Source organism: Micromonospora sp. CNZ296, assembly GCF_007827635.1.
In genome coordinates, this window is record NZ_VISW01000002.1 from 1 (window position 1) to 24,664 (window position 24,664).

Below are 24,664 nucleotides of genomic sequence, written 5' to 3' on the forward strand. Positions count from 1 at the left end.
GAGGGGCAGGTGGTGGTGGCGGATGTGCGGTGGGATCGGTTTGTGCCGTCGTTCACGGCGTTGCGTCCGTCGCGTCTGTTCACCGACATCCCCGAAGCACAGCCCGCACAGGCCGAGGAGGCGCCGAAGGGCGAGGACCGCGGCGCGGCGTCGGCGCTGCGCGAGCGGCTCGCCGCCGCCTCCGGGTCGGAGCGCGACCGCATCCTGCTCGACCTGGTCCGCGGCACCGCCGCGGCGGTGCTGGGACACGCCACGCCGAGCGGGATCAGGCCCGCCCGCGGCTTCCTCGAACTGGGCTTCGACTCGCTCACCGCAGTCGAGCTGCGCAACCGGCTGACCGCCGCAACGGGCATCGGACTGCCCGCCACCCTCGTCTTCGACCATCCCACCCCGAACGCGCTCGCCGGTCACCTGCGGGCCGAGTTGGCGCCCGAGCAGCCGGCGTTGCCGATCGTGGCCGAGATCGAACGCCTCGACAAGCTCCTCGGCGGGCTGCCGGGCGACCAGGTCGACGACGCGGTCGTCGGTCGGCTGGAGGACCTGCTGACCCGGTGGCGGGGCCGACCCGCCGCCACCGCACCGGCGCCGGCCGCCGCAGAGGAGTTGGAGTCGGCCAGCCGGGACGAGCTCTTCGACATCATCCAGCGGGAGTTCGGCAAGTCCTGAGCGGACACTGCCCGACCCCGGGCGGGACGGGCCGGGGAGAGGGACACCCGACGGCGCCGGACGCCTGACCGGCGCCGTCGGGCAGGCGCGGCTGCCTAGGGGTCCACGTATCCCGTCTAGGGGTGTGCCGGTGCGGGCCCGGCTCCGTAGGGTCGGAGCACGCCAGGCCGTCTCGCCCTGCCCACCGGCAGCCGAGCGGTACGGATGTGGGTGCGTGCGGTACCCCGGATGGACGGGAGGTCCGCATGGCCGGATCCGGCTTGCCTCAACTGCTCGCCATCAGTGACCTGCACGTGGTGCACGCGGAGAACAAGGCCATCGTCGAGCGGCTGCAGCCGGAGCGCGACGGCGACTGGCTCGTCGTCGCCGGCGACGTCGGGGAGTTCGTCGGCGACATCGAGTGGGCGCTGGGACTCCTCAGCCGCCGCTTCGCCAAGGTCATCTGGGCCCCCGGCAACCACGAGCTGTGGACTCCCCGCGAGGACCCGATCCAGCTGCGGGGGGACGCGCGCTACCAGCACCTGGTGCAACTGTGCCGGGGGCTCGGGGTCATCACCCCGGAGGACCCGTACCCCGTCTGGGACCAGCAGGGCGACGACCCGGTCCTGATCGCGCCGCTGTTCCTGCTCTACGACTACACCTTCCGGCCCCCGGGGACGTACACGAAGGAGCAGGCCCTGGCACGGGCCCACGAGGTCGGCGTGGTCTGCACCGACGAGATCCTGCTGCATCCGGACCCGTACCCGACGCGGGACGCCTGGTGCCGGGCGCGGCTGGCCCTGACGGAGCGGCGGCTGACCGCCGAGCGCGGCGGGCTGCCCACCGTCCTGGTCAACCACTTCCCGCTCGTGCGCGAGCCCACCCGGATCCTGCGGTACCCCGAGTTCGCCCAGTGGTGCGGCACCGAGGCCACGGCCGACTGGCACGTCCGCTTCGACGCCCGCGTCGCCGTCTACGGCCACCTGTACATCCCGCGCACCACCTGGTACGACGGGGTCCGGTTCGAAGAGGTCTCGGTCGGCTACCCACGGGAGTGGCGCCGCCGCTCGACGCCTCCCGGCCGACTGCGCCGCATCCTGCCGTCGGCCGCCGGACAGCCCGCCTGAGCGGCCCTCGCGGCGCTGGTCACCGCCGCTCGCCGGGCCTGCCGCGACGCCGCTCGCGGGCCGGTCGATCAGGGGTTCTCTAGGGGTTGGGCGGGCCTTTGGCGCTCAGTACCGTCCAGTCACGGTGGCGGGCATGTGTCGGCGGACCTGTCCGGCGTGGCGGGCGCCTGAGCAGGCACGACAACCGGAATCAGGAACAGGTGTGGGGTCCGTGAGCCGAACGGCCGCGTCTCCGCCCACCTGTGCACGAAGCCGGCCGTCGGCGGTGGTGTGGTCAACGAATCGGCAGATTCCGATCGATAGCAAGCTCTGGGCGGGTGGGTCATGGCGGACGAAGACAAGCTCCTCGAACACCTGAAGTGGGTGACCTCCGAGCTCCGCCTGGCGCGTCGGCGCCTGACCGAGCTGGAGGACGAGGACGCCGAGCCGATCGCGATCGTCGGCATGGCTTGCCGTTTCCCCGGCGGCGTCGCCTCACCGGAGGACCTCTGGGACCTCGTCGCCGGCGGGGTGGACGCCACCGGCACGTTCCCCGACGACCGGGGCTGGGACCTCGACGGGCTCTACGACCCCGACCCCGACCACCCCGGCACCACGTACAGCAACCGGGGCGGCTTCCTGCGCGACGCCGGCCTGTTCGACCCGACCCTGTTCGGGATCTCGCCGCGCGAGGCGCTGGCCATGGACCCGCAGCAGCGACTCCTGCTCGAGGTGACCTGGGAGGTCTTCGAGCGGGCCGGCATCGACGCCGCGTCGGTGCGGGGCAGCCGCACGGGGGTGTTCGTCGGCACCGCGGGGCAGGACTACACGTCCGTGCTGCGGCAACTGCCCGAGGGCACGGAGGGCTACGTCCTCACCGGCACCGCCGCGAGCGTCATGTCCGGCCGGCTGGCGTACTCCTTCGGGCTGGAGGGGCCGGCCGTCACCATCGACACCGCCTGCTCCTCGTCGCTGGTCGCCCTGCACCTCGCCGGTCAGGCCCTGCGCGACGGCGAGTGCTCCCTCGCCGTGGCCGGCGGCGTCACAGTGCTGGCCACGCCGGGTGCGTTCGTCGAGTTCTCCCGCCAGCGGGGGCTCGCCTCCGACGGGCGGTGCAAGGCGTTCTCCGCCGACGCCGACGGGACCGGCTGGTCCGAGGGCGTCGCCATGCTGCTCGTCGAGAAGCTCTCCGACGCCCGGCGCAACGGGCACCCCGTCCTGGCGGTGATCCGGGGCAGCGCCGTCAACCAGGACGGCGCCAGCAGCGGACTGACCGCCCCCAACGGCCCCTCGCAGCAGCGGGTCATCCGGCAGGCGCTGGAGAACGCCCGGCTCAGCCCGTCCGACGTGGACGCCGTCGAGGCGCACGGCACGGGCACCCGGCTCGGCGACCCGATCGAGGCACAGGCGCTGCTGGCCACGTACGGGCAGAGCCGCACCGCCGACCGCCCGCTGTGGCTGGGCTCGCTGAAGTCGAACATCGGCCACCCCCAGGCCGCGGCCGGCGCCGGCGGCGTCATCAAGATGGTGATGGCGATGCGGCACGGCGTGCTGCCGCCCACCCTGCACGTGGACCGGCCCTCACCGCACATCGACTGGTCGACCGGCGCGGTGGCCCTGCTCGACGAGGCGCGCCCGTGGGCCGGCGGCGAGCACGTCCGCAGGGCCGCCGTGTCGTCCTTCGGCATGAGCGGCACGAACGCCCACCTGATTCTGGAGCAGGCGCCGGCCCCCGACCCGGCCGGCGACGACGCCACCTGGTCCCGTCGTCCCACCGTCGTGCCCGTGCTGCTCTCCGCCGCGCAGCCGCCCGCGCTCGCCGCCCAGGCCGACCGGTGGGTCCGCCGGCTGACCGGCGACGAGCGACAGCGCCCGCTCGACGTGGCCTTCTCCTCGACGGTGGCCCGCACGACGCTCGACCGGCGCGCGGTGCTGCTCGCCGAGGACCGCACGGGTCTGCTGGCGGGCCTGCGGTCCCTGGCGGCCGGCGAGCCGTCGGGCATCGTGGTCGCCGGCCAGGCCGGGGACCGGGGTCCGCTGGCGGTGCTCTTCTCCGGCCAGGGCGCGCAGCGCGCCGGCATGGGCCGTGAGCTGTACGCCGAGTTCCCCGTCTTCGCCGCCGCCCTCGACGAGGCGTGCGGGCACCTCGACCGGGTTCTGCCGCGCCCGCTCAAGGAGGTGCTGTTCGCACCGGAGGGCTCCGCCGAGGCGGAGCTGCTGGACCAGACCGCGTTCACCCAGGCCGGACTCTTCGCCGTCGAGGTGGCGCTGTTCCGGCTGGTCGAGTCGATGGGCGTCGCGCCGGACTATGTGGGCGGGCACTCGATCGGGGAGATCGCCGCCGCGCACGTGGCCGGGGTGCTGTCGCTCCAGGACGCCTGCCTGCTGGTGGCGGCGCGGGGCCGGCTGATGCAGGCGCTGCCGTCCGGCGGGGGCATGCTCGCCGTGGCCGCCGACGAGGCGGCCGTGGCGGAGTCGATCGCCGGGCTGACCGACCGGGTCGGCATCGCCGCCGTCAACGGCCCGGCCTCCGTCGTGGTCTCCGGCGCCGTCGACGCCCTCGACGAGGTCGAGCGCGTCTGGCGGGACCGGGGCGCGCGTACCCGCCGGCTGACCGTCAGCCACGCGTTCCACAGCCCGCTGATGGCGCCGGTGCTGGAGCGCTTCCGCGGCATCGTCGAGCGGCTGACCTTCGCCGCGCCCACGCTGCCGATGGTGTCGAACGTGACAGGTGCGCTCGCCGACGCCGACGAGATCCGCACCCCGGACTACTGGGTTCGCCACGTCCGCGAGGCGGTCCGCTACGCCGACGGGCTCGCCGCGCTGCGCGACGCCGGGGTCGACACGTTCCTGGAGGTCGGGCCGCGGAGCGTACTGACCGCGATGACGGCCGACGCGCTGCCCGGCGACGACGTGCTCGCCGTCGCCGCCCAGCGCCCGGACCGGCCCGAGGCGCAGGCGCTGCTGCACGCCCTCGCCGAGCTGCACGTGCACGGGGTGCCGGTGTCCTGGCGGGAGTGGTTCGCCGACACCGGCGCCGCCCGGGTCGACCTGCCCACGTACGCCTTCCAGCGGGAGCGGTTCTGGCCCGAGGTGCTGCCGTGGCGGGTCGGCGACGTGTCGGGCGCCGGCCTCGGCGTCGCGGGGCACCCGCTGCTCGGCGCGGCGGTGCGGCTCGCCGGCGACGACGAGGTGGTGCTGACCGGCCGGCTGTCGACGTCGACGCACCAGTGGCTGGCCGACCACGTGATCGCCGGCGCCGTGGTGGTGCCGGGCACCGCCCTGGTGGAGCTGGCGGTCCGCGCCGGCGACGAGGTCGGCGCGTCGCGGGTACGGGAGCTGACCGTGGCGGCGCCGCTGGTGCTGCCCGCGTCCGGCGCGGTACGCGTCCAGGTGCGCGTCGGCGCGGCCGACGAAGCCGCCGTGCGGACGGTGTCCGTGTACTCCCAGCCCGAGGACGACGAGACCGAGTGGGTGCGGCACGCCGACGGCCTGCTCGAACCGGTGTCGACCGACGAGCCGGGCCTCGGCGAGTGGCCGCCGGCGGGCGCGACCGAGGTGGACCTGACCGGCTGGTATCCGGCACTGGCGGAGCACGGCCTGTCGTACGGGCCGGTGTTCCAGGGCGTACGGCGGGCCTGGACGGCCGACGGCGAGGCGTACGCCGAGGTGGCGCTGCCGGACGGGACGGCCGGCGAGGCGGGCGCGTTCGGGGTGCACCCGGCGCTGCTGGACGCCGCGCTGCACCCGGTGGCGCTGCTGCTCGCGGCCGAGGCCACGGGCGGCCCGCGCGTGCCGTTCGCGTTCGAGGGCGTGCAGGTGCACGCCTCGGGCGCCCGGACGCTGCGGGTGCGGCTGACCCGGGACGGCTCCGGGGTGCGGCTGGTCGCCTGCGACGGCTCGAACGCGCCGGTGGTGTCGGTGGACTCGCTGGTGCTGCGGGAGATGACCGCGACGGCGACCCGGGGCGCCGCCGCCCGCTCGCTGTACGAGGTGACCTGGCAGGCGGAGCAGATCGACGGCGTGGACGACCTCGCGGGCTGGGCGGCGCTGGGCGGTGCCGTCCCGGCCGCGCTGGCGGAGCTGCCGGTCTTCGCGGACGTGGCGACCCTGGCGGCGGCCGGCACCACGGCCCGGCAGGTGCTGCTGCCGGTGCCGACCGGCGACCCCGGCGTCGCCGTGCCGGAGGCCGTACGGACGCTCACCGGCTCCGTCCTGGACGTGCTGCGCGCCTGGCTCGCCGCCGACGCGCTGGCGGAGTCGAAGCTCGTGGTGGTGACCCGCGGCGCGGTGGCCGCCGCGGACGACGACCGGGTCGGCGACCTGGCCGCCGCGGCCGTCTGGGGCCTGCTGCGCTCGGCGCAGTCCGAGCACCCGGGGCGGATCGTCCTCGCCGACATCGACGGCGAGCTGACCGCCGCGACCCTCGCCGTGCTGGCCGGGGCGGCGGTCGACCCGTCGGTCTCCGGCGGCCAGCTCGCGGTGCGTGGCGAGCGGACCCTCGTGCCGAGGCTGGCGCGACCCGCGGGCGACGAGCTGACGCCGCCGCCCGGCCCGTGGCACCTCGCCCCCGTCACCGGCGGCACCCTGGACGGGATCGCGCCGGTGCCGGCCGCGCCCGCCGAGCTGGGCGAGGACCAGGTGCGCATCGCGGTGCGCGCGGCCGGCGTGAACTTCCGTGACGTGCTGATCGGGCTGGGCATGTACCCGGATCCGGCGGCCGTGCTGGGCAGCGAGGGCGCGGGCGTCGTGATCGAGGTCGGCCCGGGCGTGACCGACCTGGCTCCCGGCGACCGCGTGCTCGGCATGTTCGAACTCGGCTTCAGCCCGCAGGCGGTGGCACACCGGCAGCGGATCGCCAGGATGCCCGCCGACTGGTCCTTCACCCAGGCCGCGTCGGTTCCGCTGGTCTTCCTGACCGCGTACTACGCGCTGCGGGACCTCGCCGGGCTGCGGGCCGGTGAGTCGGTGCTGATCCACAACGGCGCGGGTGGCGTCGGGATGGCCGCGATCCAGCTCGCCCACCACCTCGGCGCCACCGTCCACGCGACGGCGAGCCCCGGGAAGTGGGGCGTGCTGCGGGAACTCGGGGTGGCCGAGGAGCGGATCGCGTCGTCGCGGACCGTCGAGTTCGAGCAGACCTTCGGCGCGGCCACCGGCGGTGCCGGCGTCGACGTGGTGCTCGACGCGTTGGCCGGTGAGTTCGTGGACGCGTCGCTGCGGCTGCTGCCGCGCGGCGGCCGGTTCGTGGAGATGGGCAAGGCCGACGTACGCGACCCCGAGACGGTCGCCGCCGGGCACCCGGGCGTCACCTACCGCGCGTTCGACCTCAACGAGGCGGGCAGCACCCGTATCGGGGAGATGCTCACCGAGCTGCTCGACCTGTTCGCGCGGGGCGCGCTGCGCCCGCTGCCCGTACGGGCGTGGGACGTGCGTCAGGCCCGGCAGGCGCTGCGGCACGTCAGCCAGGCCCGCCACGTCGGCAAGGTGGTGCTGCGCATCCCCGCGCCCGTGGACCCCGAGGGCACCGTACTGGTCACCGGCGCGGCCGGAACCCTGGCCGGCGTGTTCGCGCGGCACCTCGTCGTCACCGGCCAGGCCCGGCGCCTGCTGCTGGCCTCCCGCCGCGCACCCGGCCGGGACGACGCGTACGCCACCCTGCTCCGGGAACTGACCGACGCGGGCGCCGACGTCACCGCCGTGGCCGTCGACGTCAGCGACCCCGCCCAGGTCACCGAGCTGGTCGCCGGGATCGACCCGGCGCACCCGTTGACGGCTGTGGTGCACACCGCCGGGGTGATCGCGGACGCGACCATCGGTTCGCTGGACGAGTCCGCTCTGCGTACGGTGCTGGCGCCGAAGGTGGACGCGGGTTGGGTGTTGCACGAGGCCACCGCGCACCTGGACCTGTCGGCGTTCGTGCTGTTCTCGTCGGTGGCGGCCACCCTCGGCTCGCCGGGGCAGGGCAACTACGCGGCGGCGAACGCGTTCCTCGACGCCCTCGCCGAGTACCGGCGCGAGCAGGGGCTGCCCGCCACCAGCATCGCCTGGGGCATGTGGGCCACCGACAGCACGATGACCGCCCACCTCGACGGCGACGACCAGCAGCGGCTGCGGCGCGTCGGGATGAGCCGGCTCTCCCCGGCCGAGGGCGCCGAACTCTTCGACGCCGCCCTGCCGGCCGCCCGGCCGGTCGTCGTCGCGGCCCGACTCCACGTCACCGGCGAGGCCAGCGGTGTGCCGCCGCTGATGCGGCACCTGCTGCGCGGCGGCGGCCGACGCCGTACCGCCGGCGACCGGCCGACCGCCGGCGCGTCGTGGCGCGACCGACTCGACGGCCTCTCCGAGGCCGATGCCCGCCAGGCGCTCGTCGACCTGGTCTGCGGCCAGGCCGCCACGGTGCTGGGGCACGCCTCGGCGCAGTCGGTTCCCGCCGCCCGGGCCTTCAAGGACCTGGGCTTCGACTCGCTGACCTCGGTGGAACTACGCAACCGCCTCGGTGCGGCCACCGGGCTGCGACTGACCGCCACGCTGGCCTTCGACCACCCCACCCCGGCCCGGCTGGCCGAGCACCTGTTCGCGCAGCTCGGCCCGGCCACGGGCACCGGCGCCACCGTCCGTACGGTCGTCACCGCCGACGCCGACGAGCCGATCGCCATCATCGGCATGGCCTGCCGTTACCCCGGCGGCGTCGCCACCCCCGAGCAGCTGTGGCAGCTCGTCACCTCCGGGGCCGACGCCGTCGGCGACTTCCCGGCCGACCGCGGCTGGGACCTCGACCGGCTGTACGGCACCGACGGCGACCAGGCCGGCGGCACCGTCACCCACCAGGGCGGCTTCCTCTACGACGCGGCCGACTTCGACGCCGGCTTCTTCAACATCAGCCCCCGCGAGGCCCTCGCCATGGACCCGCAGCAGCGGCTGCTGCTGGAGACCGCCTGGGAGAGCTTCGAGTACGCCCGCATCGACCCCGCCGCCCTCAGCGGCACCGCCACCGGTGTCTTCGTCGGCGCCGCCTCCTCCGGCTACGCCACCAGCGGACGTGACGACCTGGACGGCCTCGAGGGGCACCTGCTGACCGGCACGGCGGGCAGCGTCGCCTCCGGACGGGTCGCCTACATGTTCGGCCTCGAAGGCCCGGCGGTCACTGTCGACACCGCCTGCTCCTCGTCCCTGGTGGCGCTGCACCTCGCCGCCCAGGCGCTGCGCGGCGGCGAGTGCGACATGGCCCTGGCCGGCGGGGTGGCACTCATGGCGCAGCCCGGCATGTTCTCCGAGTTCTCCCGGCAGGGCGGGCTGGCCCCCGACGGGCGGTGCAAGGCGTTCGCCGCCGGCGCGGACGGCACCGGCTGGGCCGAGGGCGTCGGCATGCTGCTCGTGGAGCGCCTCTCCGACGCCCGACGCAACGGCCACCGGGTACTCGCGGTGCTGCGCGGCTCCGCGGTCAACTCCGACGGCGCGTCGAACGGGCTGACCGCCCCGAACGGCCCGTCCCAGCAGCGGGTCATCCGCCAGGCCCTGGAGAACGCGCGGCTCGACCCGGCCGACGTGGACGCCGTCGAGGCGCACGGCACCGGCACCGTCCTCGGCGACCCGATCGAGGCGCAGGCGGTGCTGGCCACCTACGGGCAGGACCGCGCCGACGGCGAGCCGCTCTGGCTCGGCTCGATCAAGTCGAACATCGGCCACTCCCAGGCGGCGGCCGGGGTGGCCGGCGTGATCAAGATGGTGCTGGCGATTCGGCACGGCGTGCTGCCGCCGACCCTGCACGTGGACCAGCCCTCGCCCCACGTCGACTGGAGCGCCGGGGCCGTCGCCCTGCTCACCGAGGCCCGGCCGTGGCCCGCCGTCGACCGGCCGCGCCGGGCCGCCGTGTCGTCGTTCGGCATCAGCGGCACCAACGCGCACACCATCATCGAGCAGGCGCCCGACGAGCCGGCCCCGGCGACGCCCGCGCCGGCGGGGCACGTTCCCGGCCTGGTCGGGCCCGCCGCCGTACCCCTGCCGGTCTCCGGCAGAAGCCCCCGCGCGCTCCGGGCGCAGGCCGCCCGCCTCGGCGAACGGCTCGCCGGCGACGCCGGCCTCGACCCGCGCGACCTCGGCTTCTCCCTGGCCACCCAGCGGGCGCACCACCCGTACCGGGCGGTCGTCGTGGCCGCCGACCGGGACGACGCGCTCGCCCGCCTGGCCGCCCTCGCCGACGGCGACAGCTCCCCGGCGGGCGCGGACGCCGCGTCGAAGGTCGTCTTCGTCTTCCCCGGCCAGGGCTCCCAGTGGACGTCGATGGCGCTGGACCTGATGGAGACCTCGCCGGTCTTCCGGCAGCGGATGGGCGAGTGCGCCGAGGAACTGTCCCGGCTGGTCGACTGGTCCCTGGAGGACGTGCTGCGGCAGGCGCCCGGCGCGCCACCCCTGGACCGGGTGGACGTGGTCCAGCCCGCGCTCTTCTCCGTCATGGTGTCCCTCGCGCAGCTCTGGCGCTCGTGCGGCGTGGAACCGGCCGCCGTCGTCGGGCACTCGCAGGGGGAACTCGCCGCGGCCTGCGTCGCCGGCGCGTTGACCCTCGCCGAAGCCGCGCGGCTCGTCGTGGCGCGCAGCCGCGGCCTGCTGGCGATCGCGGGTCGCGGCGGCATGGTCTCCGTCCCGCTCCCGGCCGCCGACACCGAGCGGCTCATCGCGCCGTGGCGGGGCAGCCTCTCCGTCGCCGCCCTCAACGGCGTCGCCGTGACAGTGGTCGCGGGCGACTCGGCGTCGGTCGCCGAGCTGCTCGCGCACTGCGCCGAGCGCGACGTCCGCGCCCGTCAGGTCGCCGTCGACTTCGCGGCGCACAGCGGCCACGTCGACCCGATCCGCGACGAGGTGACCGCCGGGTTCGGCACTGTGGACCCCCGCACCAGCACCGTGGCCTTCCACTCCACCGTCACGGGCGAGCCGATCGACACCGCCGGGCTCGACGCCGACTACTGGTACCGCAACCTGCGGGAAACAGTCCGGCTGGCGCCGGTCGTGGACCAGCTGATCGAGCAGGGCTTCCGGACCTTCGTCGAGGTCAGCCCGCACCCCGTACTCAAGATCGCGGTGCAGGACGCGCTCGACCGGGCGGCCGGCGGCGGCGTGGTGGTGGGCTCGCTGCGCCGCGACGAGCACGGGCCGCGGCAGCTGCTGGCCAACCTCGGCGAGCTGCACGTCGCCGGTGTGCCCGTCGACTGGTCGCGCGTCTTCGCCGGCTCCGGCGCCACCCCTGTCGACCTGCCCACGTACGCCTTCCAGCGGGCCCGGTTCTGGCCGGCGCTGGACCGCTCCGCCACCGGCGACGTGTCAGGCGCGGGGCTGGGCGCGGCCGGGCACGGGCTGCTCGGCGCGGCGGTGCGCCTCGCCGGCGACGACGAGGTCGTGCTGACCGGCCGGCTGTCGGCGTCCACGCACCCGTGGCTGGCCGACCACGTGGTCGGCGGCGCCGTGGTGCTGCCGGGCACGGCCCTGGTCGAGCTCGCGGTGCGCGCCGGCGACGAGGTCGGCACCTCCCGGGTGCGGGAGCTGACCGTCGCCGCGCCGCTGGTGCTGCCGAACCCGGGCGCGGTCCGCGTGCAGGTGCGCGTCGGCGCGGCCGACGGCTCCGGAACCCGGAGCGTGGCGGTGCACTCGCAGCCCGACGGCGACCCCGGGGACTCCTGGACGCGGCACGCCGACGGTCTGCTGGAGCAGGCCACCGACGAGCCGACGCTGGGCTCCTGGCCGCCGGCCGGGGGCACCGAGGTGGACCTCGCCGGCTGGTATCCGGCGCTCGCGGAGCGCGGCCTGGCCTACGGGCCGGCGTTCCGGGGCCTGCGGCGGCTGTGGACCGCCGGCGACGAGGCGTACGCCGAGGTCGCCCTGCCGGACGAGGCGGCCGACGACGCCGCCGGCTTCGCCGTGCACCCGGCGCTGCTGGACGCCGCCCTGCACCCCGTCGGGCTGCTGACGGCCGAGCGCTCCGGCGGACCGCGCGTGCCGTTCGCGTTCGAGGGCGTGCAGGTGCACGCCTCCGGCGCCAGGACGCTGCGGGTACGGCTGACCCGGGCGGGCTCGCGCGTGCGGCTGGTGGCCGGCGACGAGTCCGGCGCGCCCGTGGTGTCAGTCGAGTCGCTCGCCATGCGGGAGATGACCGACGCCACCGGCGCGGAGGCCGCGCAGCGGTCGCTGTTCGAGGTGACGTGGCCGGTCGAGGCGGTCACCCCGGCGCGGGACGTCTCCGGCTGGGCGCTGCTCGGCGACGGACCCGCCCCGGCGGGCCTCGCCACGCCGGTGTTCCCGACCGTCGACGAGCTGACCGCGGCGGTCGCGGCCGGCACGGTCGAGGCGCCCCGCGCGCTCGTGGTCCCCGTGCCCGCTGGCACCCCGGAGGGCGACCTGCCCGACCAAGTCCGTACGGCCACCGCCCGTGTCCTGGCCGTGCTGCACCGCTGGCTGGACAGCGAGGCGCTGGCCGACACCACGCTCGTGGTGCTGACCCGCGCGGCGGTGGCCGCCACCCCGGCGGACGCGGTGCGGGACCTGCCCGGCGCGGCGGTCTGGGGTCTGCTGCGCTCGGCGCAGTCCGAGCACCCGGGGCGGATCGTCCTCGCCGACGTCGACGGGGACCTCACCCCGGCCACCCTCGCCGTGCTCGCCGCCGTCGCCGAGAACCCCTCGCCGACCGGCGGCCAGGTGGCCGTACGCGGCGACGAGGTGCGCACGCCCCGCCTGGGCCGGCCCGCCGGCCAGGCCGCCGACGAACTCGTCCCGCCGGACGGACTGTGGCGGGTCGGGGCGGTCAGCCCCGGAACCCTCGACGGTGTCGGCATGGTGCCCGCCACCTCCGTCGCCCTGGACGCGGGTCAGGTGCGCATCGCGGTGCGCGCGGCCGGCGTGAACTTCCGTGACGTGCTGATCGGGCTGGGCATGTACCCGGATCCGGCGGCCGTGCTGGGCAGCGAGGGCGCGGGCGTCGTGATCGAGGTCGGCCCGGGCGTGACCGACCTGGTCCCCGGCGACCGCGTGCTCGGCATGTTCGAGCCGGCCTTCGCCCCCGAGGTGATCGCCACCCGCGACCTCGTGGCGAGGATCCCCGCCGGTTGGTCCTTCGCGCAGGCCGCCTCCGTGCCGGTGGTGTTCCTGACCGCGTACTACGCGCTGCGGGACCTGGCCGACCTGCGGGCCGGTGAGTCGGTGCTGATCCACAACGGCGCGGGTGGCGTCGGCATGGCCGCGATCCAGCTCGCCCGGCACTGGGGCGCGACGGTGTACGCCACCGCCAGCCCCGGCAAGTGGGGCGTGCTGCGGGAACTCGGGGTGGCCGAGGAGCGGATCGCGTCGTCGCGGACCATCGAGTTCGAGCAGACCTTCGGCGCGGCCACCGGCGGCGCCGGGATGGACGTGGTGCTCGACGCCCTCGCCGGTGGCTTCGTGGACGCGTCGCTGCGGCTGCTGCCGCGCGGCGGCCGGTTCGTGGAGATGGGCAAGGCCGACGTACGCGACCCCGAGACGGTCGCCGCCGGGCATCCGGGCGTCACCTACCGCGCGTTCGACCTCAACGAGGCCGGGCACCGGCGCATCGGGGAGATGCTCACCGAGCTGCTCGACCTGTTCGCGCGGGGCGCGCTGCGCCCGCTGCCCCTGCGGGCGTGGGACGTACGCCAGGCCCGGCAGGCACTGCGCCACATGAGTCAGGCCCGCCACATCGGCAAGGTCGTCCTGCGGGTGCCCGCCCCCGCCGACCCGGACGGCACCGTGCTCGTCACCGGCGCCGGTGGCGCCCTCGCCGGCGTGTTCGCCCGGCACCTCGTCGCCACCGGCCAGGCCCGGCACCTGCTGCTGGCCTCCCGCCGTGGCCCCGAGCACTACCGGGAGCTGGTCGACGAGCTGACCCGCGCGGGCGCCCGCGTCACCGCCGGCACCGCCGACGTGACCGACCCCGCGCAGGTGACCCGGCTGCTGGAACTGGTGGACCCGGGGCACCCGTTGACGGCTGTGGTGCACACCGCCGGGGTGATCGCGGACGCGACCATCGGTTCGCTGGACGAGTCCGCTCTGCGTACGGTGCTGGCGCCGAAGGTGGACGCGGGTTGGGTGTTGCACGAGGCCACCGCGCACCTGGACCTGTCGGCGTTCGTGCTGTTCTCGTCGGTGGCGGCCACCCTCGGCTCGCCGGGGCAGGGCAACTACGCGGCGGCGAACGCGTTCCTCGACGCCCTCGCCGAGTACCGGCGCGAGCAGGGGCTGCCCGCCACCAGCATCGCGTGGGGGCTGTGGGCCACCAGCAGCGCCATGACCGCCCACCTGGGCGGCAGCGAGCACCGCAAGGCGATCCGCGCCACCAGCGCCCCGCTGACCGACCGGCAGGGTGTGGCGCTGTACGAGCTGGCGCGACAGCGCGACGCGGCGCACCTCGTCCTCATGAACCTGCCGCCGGCGTCGCGGCCGACCGGCCAGAACGTGCCCAGCCTGCTGCGGGACCTCGTCCGCGCGGGCGGACCGGCCCGGCGCGCGGTGGGTCGCGGCCTCGCGGACACCGCCTCCGTACGGGACCGGCTGGCGACGCTCGGCCCGGCGGAGCGGCGCTCCCACCTGCTCGACCTGGTGGCCACCAGCGTGGCTGCAGTGCTCGGGCACCGCTCGGCCGAGACCGTCGACGCCCAGCGCGCCTTCAAGGAACTGGGCTTCGACTCGCTCACCTCGGTGGAACTGCGCAACCGGCTCTCCGCCGCCACCGGCCTGCGGCTGCCCGCGACCGTGGCGTTCGACTACCCGACCCCCGTGGTGCTCGCCGAGTTCCTGGACCGGGAGCTCGGCGGCGCGGCGACCGTGGACCGGCCCGTGGCGGCCGGCGCCGCCGCCGCCCTCGACGAACCGATCGCCATCATCGGCATGGCCTGCCGGTTCCCCGGCGACGTGCAGACCCCCGAGCAGCTGTGGGACGTGGTCACCGCCGGCACCGACGTCATCTCGCCCTTCCCCACCGACCGGGGCTGGAACCTCGACGACCTGCGCGCCGGCGACCAGGACCCGGACGCCGTACCGCGGCAGGGCGGCTTCCTCCACGACGCCGCCCAGTTCGACGCCGCCTTCTTCGGGATCTCCCCCCGCGAGGCCCTGGCGATGGACCCGCAGCAGCGGCTGCTGCTGGAGACCTCCTGGGAGGCATTCGAGCGGGCCGGGATCGACCCCCACTCGGCGCGGGGCAGCAGCACCGGCGTCTACGTCGGGCTCATCTACCACGACTACGCCTCCCAGGCCGCCGGCGGCACCGACGACCTGGACGGCCACGTCGGCAACGGCAGCGCGGGCAGCGTCGCCTCCGGCCGCATCTCGTACCTGTTCGGCCTGGAGGGCCCCGCCGTCACCGTCGACACCGCCTGCTCGTCGTCGCTGGTGGCGCTGCACCTGGCCACCCAGGCGCTGCGGCAGGACGAGTGCCGCCTCGCCCTCGCCGGCGGGGTGAGCGTCATGTCCACCCCCGGCATGCTCACCGAGTTCTCCCGGCAGCGCGGCCTGTCGCCCGACGGGCGGTGCAAGGCGTTCGGCGCAGGCGCCGACGGCACCGGCTTCGCCGAGGGCGTCGGCATGCTCCTGCTGGAGCGCCTCTCCGACGCGCAGCGCAACGGCCACCGGGTGCTCGCCGTCGTCCGGGGCAGCGCCGTCAACCAGGACGGCGCCAGCAGCGGCCTGACCGCGCCGAACGGCCCCGCCCAGCAGCGGGTGATCCGGCAGGCGCTCGCCAACGCCCGGCTCGCCACCACCGACGTCGACGCCGTCGAGGCGCACGGCACCGGCACCGCCCTCGGAGACCCGATCGAGGCACAGGCGCTGCTGGCCACGTACGGGCAGGGCCGACCGCAGGACCATCCACTGTGGCTGGGGTCGGTCAAGTCGAACATCGGCCACGCCCAGGCGGCGGCCGGTGTCGCCGGTGTGATCAAGATGGTGCTGGCCATGCGGCACGGCATCCTGCCGCCGACTCTGCACGCCGAGAAGCCGTCCCCGCACATCGACTGGACGGCCGGGTCGGTCGCCCTTCTCACCGAGGCGCGGCCGTGGCCGGCCGTCGACCGGCCCCGCCGCGCGGCGGTGTCGTCGTTCGGCATCAGCGGCACCAACGCCCACACCATCGTCGAGCAGGCCCCCGAGCCCGCCCCGGCGCAGGCCGCACCCGCCACGGGCGTCCCGGGCGACCTCGTCGCCTGCGTCCTGTCGGCCCGCGACGCCGCCGCCCTGCACGAGCAGGCGCGCCGGCTGCGGACCCTCGTCGACGGTGAGCCGGACCTGACCGTCGCCGACGTCGGCCGGGCGCTCGCCACCGCCCGCAGCGCCTTCGAGCACCGCGCCGTGCTGCTGCCCGGCGACCGCGCCGGACTGCTCGCCGCCCTCGGCGCGCTGGCCGACGACGAGCCCTCGGCCGCCGTCGTGCGGGGAATCGCCCGCAGCGGCCGCACCGCCGTCCTCTTCTCCGGTCAGGGCGCGCAGCGCGCCGGTATGGGTCGTGAGCTGTACGCGGCGTTCCCGGTGTTCGCCGCGGCCTTGGACGAGGTGTGTGCTCACCTGGATCCGCTGCTGCCGCGTGCGCTGCGGGAGGTGTTGTTCGCTGCGGCGGGTACGCCTGAGGCGGGGCTGCTGGACCAGACGGTGTTCACCCAGGCGGGGCTGTTCGCCGTCGAGGTGGCCCTGTTCCGCCTGGTCGAGTCGTTGGGTGTCGTGCCGGACCTGGTGGCCGGGCACTCCATCGGTGAGATCGCGGCGGCGCATGTGGCGGGTGTGTTCTCCCTGGCCGACGCGTGTGCGCTGGTCGCGGCGCGGGGTCGGCTGATGCAGGCCCTGCCGGCCGGTGGTGGCATGCTCGCCGTCGCCGCCGCCGAGGACGCGGTGGCCGAGTCGATCGTTCCGTTCGCCGACCGGGTCGGCGTCGCCGCCGTCAACGGCCCCACCGCCGTGGTGGTCTCCGGCGCCGCCGAGGCCCTCGACGAGGTGCAGCGGGCCTGGACGGACCGGGGTGTGCGTACGCGCCGGCTGACCGTCAGCCACGCGTTCCACAGCCCGCTCATGGAGCCGATGCTGGCCGAGTTCCGGCAGGTGCTCGACGGGCTGACGTTCCACTGGCACGTCCTGCCGATCGTGTCGAACCTGACCGGCCGGATCGCGGACCCCGACGAGATCGGCACCCCCGACTACTGGGTCCGCCACCTAAGGCAGACCGTCCGGTTCGCCGACGGGGTCGCGAGCCTGCGCGAGCGCAACGTCCGTACGTTCCTCGAACTGGGCCCCGACGCGGTGCTCGCCGGCATGGTGGGCGCCTGCCTGCCGGACGACGACGCGGCGACGGTCGTGGCGACCCTGCGCCCCGGCCGACCCGAGCCGGCGTCGCTGGTCCATGCGCTTGCGGAGCTGTACGCGCACGGCACGCCGGTCACCTGGACCGCGCTCCTGCCGGCCGGAACCCGCCCCGTCGACCTGCCGACGTACCCGTTCCAGCGGCAGCGCTTCTGGCCGGCCGTGGGCCGGCTGCGCGCCGGCGACGTCAGCGGCGCCGGCCTCGGCGTGGCCGAGCACGGGCTGCTCGGCGCTGCCGTGGACCTGGCCGGCGACGACGAGATCGTGCTGACCGGCCGGATCTCCCAGACCACCCACCCCTGGCTGGCCGACCACGTCGTCTCCGGCGTGACGCTCGTTCCGGGCACGGCCCTCGTGGAGCTGGCCGTCCGCGCCGGCGACGAGGCGGACCTGCCGCGGCTGCGGGACCTGACGGTGCTCGTGCCGCTGGTGCTCCCCGAGTCCGGCGCCGTACGGATCCAGGTGCGGGTCTCCGCGTCGGAGTCCCCGCAGCGTCCCGTCGCCGTCTACTCCCGCCCCGACGACGATCCCGAGGCGGGCTGGACCCGGCACGCGGAGGGCGTGCTGGAACCGGCCACGGCCGACGAACCGCAGCCGGCCGCCTGGCCGCCCGCCGGCGCCACCGAGGTGGACCTGACCGGCTGGTATCCGGCGCTGCTGGAACACGGCCTGTCGTACGGGCCGGCGTTCCAGGGGCTGCGCCGGGTGTGGACCGGCGAGGACGACGTCTTCGCCGAGGTGGTCCTGCCGGACGACGCGGCGACCGAGGCGGCGCGCTTCGGCGTGCACCCGGCGCTGCTGGACGCCGCCCTGCACCCGATCGGGCTGCTGCCCGGCACCGAGGAGTCGGGCGGGCCGCGCGTACCGTTCGCCTTCGAGGGCGTGCAGGTGCACGCCTCCGGCGCGAGGCTGCTGCGGGTGCGGTTGACCCGCAACGGCTCCGCGGTGCGGCTGACCGCCCGCGACGAGGCGGGCGCGCCGGTGGTGTCGGTGGACTCCCTCGTCCTGCGGGAGCTGACCGGCGTGGCCGCCCCGAGCGCGGCGTCGCGTTCCCTGTTCGAGGTGGCCTGGCAGGCCGAGGAGGCCGACCCGGTCGACGACGCGTCGGGCTGGGCGGTGCTGGGCGGGCCGGCCCTGCCGGGCGTCCCCGGCGGCCCCTCCGCCGAGACGATCCGGCAGCTGCGCGCCGCCATCGACGCCGGCATCGCCCCGCCGCGCCTGCTGCTCTTCACGCCGGCCGCGTCGCCCGCCGACGACGGCGACCCGGCGCGGACCGTCCGCACGGTCACCGCCGACGTGCTGGGCCTGGTGCAGGCGTGGCTGGCCGTCGACGCGCTGGCCGACTCGAAGCTCGTGGTGGTGACCCGGGGCGCGCTGGCCGTCCGCGACGGGGACCGGGTGACCGACCTGGCCGCGGCGGCGGTGTGGGGCCTGCTGCGCTCCGCGCAGTCCGAGCACCCGGGCCGCATCGTCCTGTCCGACGTCGACGACGCGGTCGACCCCGGCACGCTGGGCGTCCTGGCCCGCTTCGCCGCGGACCCGGCCGGCGGCCAGTTGGCCGTCCGCTCGGGTGAGGTGTTCGTGCCGCGTCTGGTGCGTGCGGTCGCTGCGGCGTCGGTGGAGGCGCCGGTCGTGGGTGACGGTGCGGTGGTGGTGACCGGTGGTACGGGTGCGCTCGGTGCGCTGGTGGCGGAGCATTTGGTGTCGGTGCATGGTGTGCGGTCGCTGGTGCTGGTGTCGCGGCGTGGTCCGGAGGCCGCCGGTGCGGGTGAGTTGTCGGAGCGGTTGTCGGCGTTGGGTGCGTCCGTGCGGGTCGTTGCCTGTGACGTGACGGACCGGGACCAGGTGTTCGGTCTGGTGGCCGAGGTGGCCGCCGGGGGTCGGCTGGCGGGTGTGGTGCACACGGCTGGTGTGTTGGATGACGGTGTGGTGGAGGGGCTGACGGCGGAGCGGTTGGCGGGGGTGTTGGCGCCGAAGGTGTCGGCGGGTTGGTTCCTGCATGAGGCGACGGCGGGTCTGGATCTCGACTTGTTCGTGGTGTTCTCGTCGGTTGCTGGTGTGCTGGGTTCGCCGGGTCAGTCGGGGTATGCGGCGGGTAACGCGTTCCTGGACGGGTTGGCGGTGTATCGGCGGCAGCTCGGGTTGCCGGCGGTGAGTCTGGCGTGGGGGATGTGGGACACGGCAGGCATGGCCGCCTCGATCGGCGGCAACGACCGGGCCCGTACGGCACGCGCCGGCCTGCGGCCGATGAACGCCCGCACCGGCCTGGAACTCTTCGACGCCGCCGTGGGGGCGGAGCGGGCGGTGCTGGTGCCGGCCGCGATCGACGTACCCGCGCTGCGGGCGGCAGCCGCCGGCGCGGTCGTACCGCCGATGCTGCGCAACCTGGTCGACGTGGCGACGACCCGCCGCCGCGCCGGCCAGGGCGCCCCCGGCGGCTGGGCCGGGCGCCTCACCGGGCTCAGCGCCGAGGAGGGCCTCGCACAGGTCGACGAGCTGATCCGGGGCCTGGTCGCGCAGGTCCTCGGGCACGGCGGCGCCGAGGCGGTGCCGGCGGACCGGGCGTTCAAGGACCTGGGCTTCGACTCGCTGACCGCCGTCGAGCTGCGTAACCGGGTGAACGGCGCGACCGGCCTGCGCCTCACCTCGACCCTGGTGTTCGACTACCCGTCCCCGCAGGTCCTGGCGGCCCACGTGTACGCGGAACTCGCCGGCACCCGACCCGGTGCCGTCGCGGCCGACGAGGCGACGGCCGGCGACGCCGACGAGGCGATCGCGATCGTCGGCATGGCCTGCCGCTACCCCGGCGGGGTGGAGTCTCCCGACGAGCTGTGGAGGCTGGTCAGCACCGGTGGGGAGGGCATCGGGGAGTTCCCGGCCGACCGGGGCTGGGACCTGGAGTCCCTGTACGACCCGGACCCCGACCACGCCGGCACCTCGTACACCCGCCACGGCGGCTTCCTATACGGCGCGGCGGAGTTCGACCCCGGCTTCTTCGGCATCTCGCCGCGCGAGGCCCTCGCCATGGACCCACAGCACCGGCTGCTGCTGGAGGCGTCCTGGGAGACGTTCGAGTCGGCGGGCCTGGACCCGTCGGGCCTGCGGGGCAGCCGGACCGGTGTCTTCGCGGGCGTCATCTACCACGACTACTCGACGCGCCTGATGGAGACGCCCGAGGTCGAGGGCTACATCGGCACCGGCAACTCGGGCAGCGTGCTGTCGGGCCGGGTGGCGTACACGTTCGGGCTCGAAGGCCCGGCGGTGACCGTGGACACGGCCTGCTCGTCCAGCCTGGTGGCGTTGCACCTCGCGGTGCAGGCGCTGCGCAGCGGCGAGTGCGACCTGGCGCTGGCCGGCGGCGTGACGGTGATGGCCACGCCCGGCACCTTCGTGGAGTTCTCCCGGCAGCGGGGCCTGTCGGCCGACGGCCGGTGCCGGTCGTTCGCGGCGTCGGCCGACGGCACGGGCTGGTCCGAGGGCGTGGGCGTGCTCCTGGTGCAGCGCCTGTCGGACGCCCAGCGCGAGGGCCGGAAGATCTACGCCGTGGTGCGGGGCACGGCCGTGAACCAGGACGGTGCGTCGAACGGGCTGACGGCGCCGAACGGTCCGTCGCAGCAGCGGGTGATCCGGCAGGCGCTGGCGTCGGCGCGGCTGTCGCCGTCCGACGTGGACGTGGTCGAGGCGCACGGCACGGGCACGACGCTGGGTGACCCGATCGAGGCGCAGGCCGTCCTGGCCACGTACGGGCAGGACCGGCCCGCCGACCGGCCGCTCTGGCTCGGCTCGGTGAAGTCGAACATCGGGCACGCACAGGCGGCTGCGGGTGTGGCTGGTGTGATCAAGATGGTCATGGCGATGCGCCACGGCCTCGTTCCGCCGACCCTGCACGTGGACGAGCCGTCCCCGCACATCGACTGGTCGGCGGGGGCGGTGGCCCTGGCCACCGAGCCCACCCCGTGGCCGCGGGTGGACCGGCCGCGTCGGGCGGCGGTGTCGTCGTTCGGGATCTCCGGCACGAATGCGCACGTGATCATCGAGCAGCCGCCGGCCGGGACGATCGAGGGTGAGGTCGTCGCACGCGAGGTGCCGGCGGTGGTGCCGGTGCTGTTGTCGGCCCGCGACGTGGCCGGGCTGTCGGCGCAGGCGGGTCGGTGGGCGGGGTGGCTGGCGGCCGGCGAGGCTCCGCGTGTGGTGGATGTGGCGTGGTCGTCGGTGGCGTCGCGGTCTGTGCTGGAGCACCGGGCGGTTGTGTCCGGCGCGAGCCGGGACGAGCTGTTGGCGGGTCTCGCGGCCGTGGCGGCCGGCGATCCGTCGGGAGCTGTCGTGACCGGCGCCGCCGGTCAGCGTGGTCAGCTTGCGCTGTTGTTTTCGGGTCAGGGTGCGCAGCGGGTGGGTATGGGCCGGGAGTTGTATGGCGGGTTCCCGGTGTTCGCGGCGGCGTTGGATGAGGTGTGCGGACACCTCGACCCGCTGCTGCCGCGCCCGCTGCGGGAGGTGCTGTTCGCGTCGGCGGGCACGGCCGAGGCGGAGTTGCTGGACCAGACCGTGTTCACGCAGGCCGGGTTGTTCGCGGTCGAGGTGGCGTTGTTCCGTCTGGTGGAGTCGTTCGGGATCGTTCCCGACGTGGTGGCCGGTCACTCGATCGGTGAGGTGACGGCGGCGTATGTGGCGGGGGTGTTGTCGCTCGCGGATGCGTGTGAGCTTGTGGCGGCGCGGGGTCGGTTGATGCAGGCGTTGCCGGCGGGTGGCGGGATGTTGGCGGTGGCGGCGGACGAGGCTTCGGTGGGGGAGTCGATCGCGGGGTTGGCGGACGTCGGTGTTGCGGCGGTCAACGGTCCGGCTGCTGTGGTGGTGTCGGGTGCGGTGGAGGCGTTGGATGAGGTGGAGCGGGTCTGGCGTGGGCGGGGTGTGCGGACGCGTCGGTTGGCGGTGAGTCATGCGTTCCACAGTCCGTTGATGGAGCCGATGCTGGCGGAGTTCCGGGCGGTGCTGGAGGGGCTGGCCTTCGCAGCGCCGTTGTTGCCGGTGGTGTCGAATGTGACCGGTGCGCTGGCTGACGCCGAGGAGATCCGCAGCCCGGAGTACTGGGTGCGGCATGTGCGGGAGGCTGTGCGCTACGCCGACGGGGTGACCGCGTTGCGTGAGACGGGTGTGGACACGTTCCTGGAGGTCGGCCCGCAGAGCGTGCTGACCGCGATGAACGCCGACGTGCTCGCCGAGGACGCGCTCGCGGTGGCCGTGCAGCGCCGGGACCGGTCCGAGACGCAGGCGTTGCTGCACGCCCTGGCCGAGCTGCACGTCCACGGCGTCCCGGTGTCCTGGCGGCAGTGGTTCACCGACACCGGTGCCGCCCGGGTCGACCTGCCCACGTACGCCTTCCACCGCGAGCGGTACTGGCCCGAGCCGGCGAGCCGACCGCGACAGACGGCGACCCACGACGGCGACGCCGACTTCTGGAACGCCGTCGAACGCGGCGACCTGAACGCCCTCGCCGCGCAGTTCGGCGACGACGGCACCGCCCTGGACGCCCTCACCCCGGCCCTGCCGGTCCTGTCGAACTGGCACCGGGCGCGTACGCAGCGGGCCGTCCTGGACGCGTGGTCGTACCGGGTCGGATGGAAGCGCACCGACATCACCGCCGAACCGGCGCGGCCCGGCGTGTGGCTGCTCGTGACGGCGCAGGACGACCTGGCGGACGGCACCCGGGCGGAGGCGGTGACCAAGGCCCTCGCCGAGGTCGGCGCCGACGTGGTCCGGCTCACCGTCGACCCGGTCGGCACCGACCGGGTGGGCCTCGCCCGACGGCTGGGCGACGCGCTGGCCGACGGCCCCGTCGCCGGCGTGCTCTCCCTGCTCGGCCTCCGCGACCAGCCGCACCCCGCCCACCCGGCCGTGCCGGTCGGGGCGGCCGCCACGCTGCTGCTGCTCCAGGCGCTGCACGACACCGGGGCGACGACCCGGCTGTGGTGCCTGACCCGGGGCGCGGTCAGCACCGGCGACGGGGACACCGTGCACGCCGTCGCCCAGAGCGGGCTCTGGGGCCTGGGGCTCGTGGCGGGCCTGGAACACCCCCACCTGTGGGGCGGGCTGGTGGACCTGCCCGAGCAGGTCGACGCGACGGCCTGGGACCGGCTGGTGCGGGTGGTGACCGGCGCCGGCGACGAGGACCAGCTGGCCGTGCGCCCCTCCGGGGTGTTCGTCCGTCGCCTGGTCCGCTCGGCACCCACCGTTCCCGACGCGGCGCAGCGGTGGCGGCCGTCCGGCACCGTGCTGGTCACCGGCGGCACCGGCGCGCTGGGCGCGCACGTGGCCCGCTGGGCGGCGGCCAACGGGGCGGAGCACGTCGTGCTGACCAGCCGCCGCGGCGAGCGCGCCCCCGGGGCGGCCGAGCTGTGCGAGGAGCTCACCGCCCAGGGCGTACGGGCGTCGGTCGTGGCCTGTGACGTCGCCGATCGCGACCAGGTGGCGGAGCTGCTGGCCCGCCTCGACGAGGATCCCGCGCCGCTGACGGCCGTGGTCCACGCGGCGGGCGCCGGCGAGTCCGGGCTGATCGCCGACACCGACCTGGCCGCGTTCGCGGGCGTGCTCGACGGCAAGGTGGCCGGCGCGCTGCACCTGGACGCCCTGCTCGGCGACCGGCCGCTGGACGCGTTCGTGCTCTTCTCCTCCATCGCCGGGGTGTGGGGCAGCGGCGGACAGTCCGCGTACGCCGCCGGCAACGCCTTCCTCGACGCGCTCGCGGAGCAGCGGCGCGGCCGGGGCCTGGCGGCGACGTCCGTGGCCTGGGGACCGTGGGCCGACGGCGGCATGGCCACCGGCGAAGCCCAGCAGATGCTGGCCCGGCGCGGCCTGACCGCCATGGCGCCGGCCGACGCCGTGCACGCCATGCGGTACGCCGCCGGCCTGCCCAGGGCGGCGCTGACCGTGGCGGACGTCGACTGGGCGGTCTTCGCCCCGGCGTACGCCTCGGCCCGCCCCCGGCCGCTGCTCGACGACATCGCCGAGGCCCGGGATGCGCTGCACGCCCACGCCGGGGAGCAGCAGCCCGGCGCTGCCGATGCCCTGCGGGAGCACCTGCTCACCCTGCCCCGCCCCGAGCGGGTCCGGCACCTGGTCGACCTGGTCCGTACCCACGCCTCGGCCGTGCTCGGCCACGCGGGCACGGACCGGGTCAAGCCCCAGCGGGCGTTCAAGGAACTCGGATTCGACTCGCTGACGGCGGTCGAGCTGCGCAACCGACTCACCGGCGCCACCGGCCTGTCACTGCCCGCGACCCTCGTCTTCGACCACCCGACCCCGGCCGTGCTCGCCGAGAACCTGCTCGACGGCCTGGTGCCCGAGGCGGCGCAGGCGGACGACGGCGACCCGGCGGAGGCGGCCGTCCGGCAGACGCTCGCGGCGATACCGCTGGCCCGCCTGCGCGAGGCGGGGCTGCTGGACCTGCTGCTCAACCTCGCCGACGCCGACGGCGGTACCGGGGCCGAGCCCACCGACGAGGCCCTGGACCTCGACGACCTCGACACCGACACCCTCGTCAGGCTGGCGCTTGACGGAACCGATTCCTGACCGTT

3 protein-coding genes are annotated in these 24,664 nt (G+C 75.6%); all 3 read left to right on the plus strand.

All coding sequences use genetic code 11. The features are described from left to right. Nucleotides 1–666, plus strand: a 666-nt coding sequence (locus tag FB455_RS03505) for a phosphopantetheine-binding protein (RefSeq protein WP_240638550.1), incomplete at its 5' end; no start/stop codon positions are given. A gap of 245 nt (nucleotides 667–911) precedes the next feature. Beyond that, nucleotides 912–1,772, plus strand: coding sequence for a metallophosphoesterase family protein (locus tag FB455_RS03510; RefSeq protein WP_145752170.1), 861 nt, complete (start codon nucleotides 912–914; stop codon nucleotides 1,770–1,772). A gap of 324 nt (nucleotides 1,773–2,096) precedes the next feature. Continuing rightward, entirely contained in the window at nucleotides 2,097–24,659 is a 22,563-nt protein-coding gene (locus tag FB455_RS03515; protein WP_145752172.1) for a type I polyketide synthase, read from the plus strand. Nucleotides 24,660–24,664 lie beyond the last annotated feature (5 nt).

Bases quoted from the DNA above. Each gene is read 5' to 3' on its own strand.
- FB455_RS03510 (WP_145752170.1), top strand. From the start codon at position 912: ATGGCCGGATCCGGCTTGCCTCAACTGCTCGCCATCAGTGACCTGCAC.
- FB455_RS03515 (WP_145752172.1), top strand. From the start codon at position 2,097: ATGGCGGACGAAGACAAGCTCCTCGAACACCTGAAGTGGGTGACCTCC.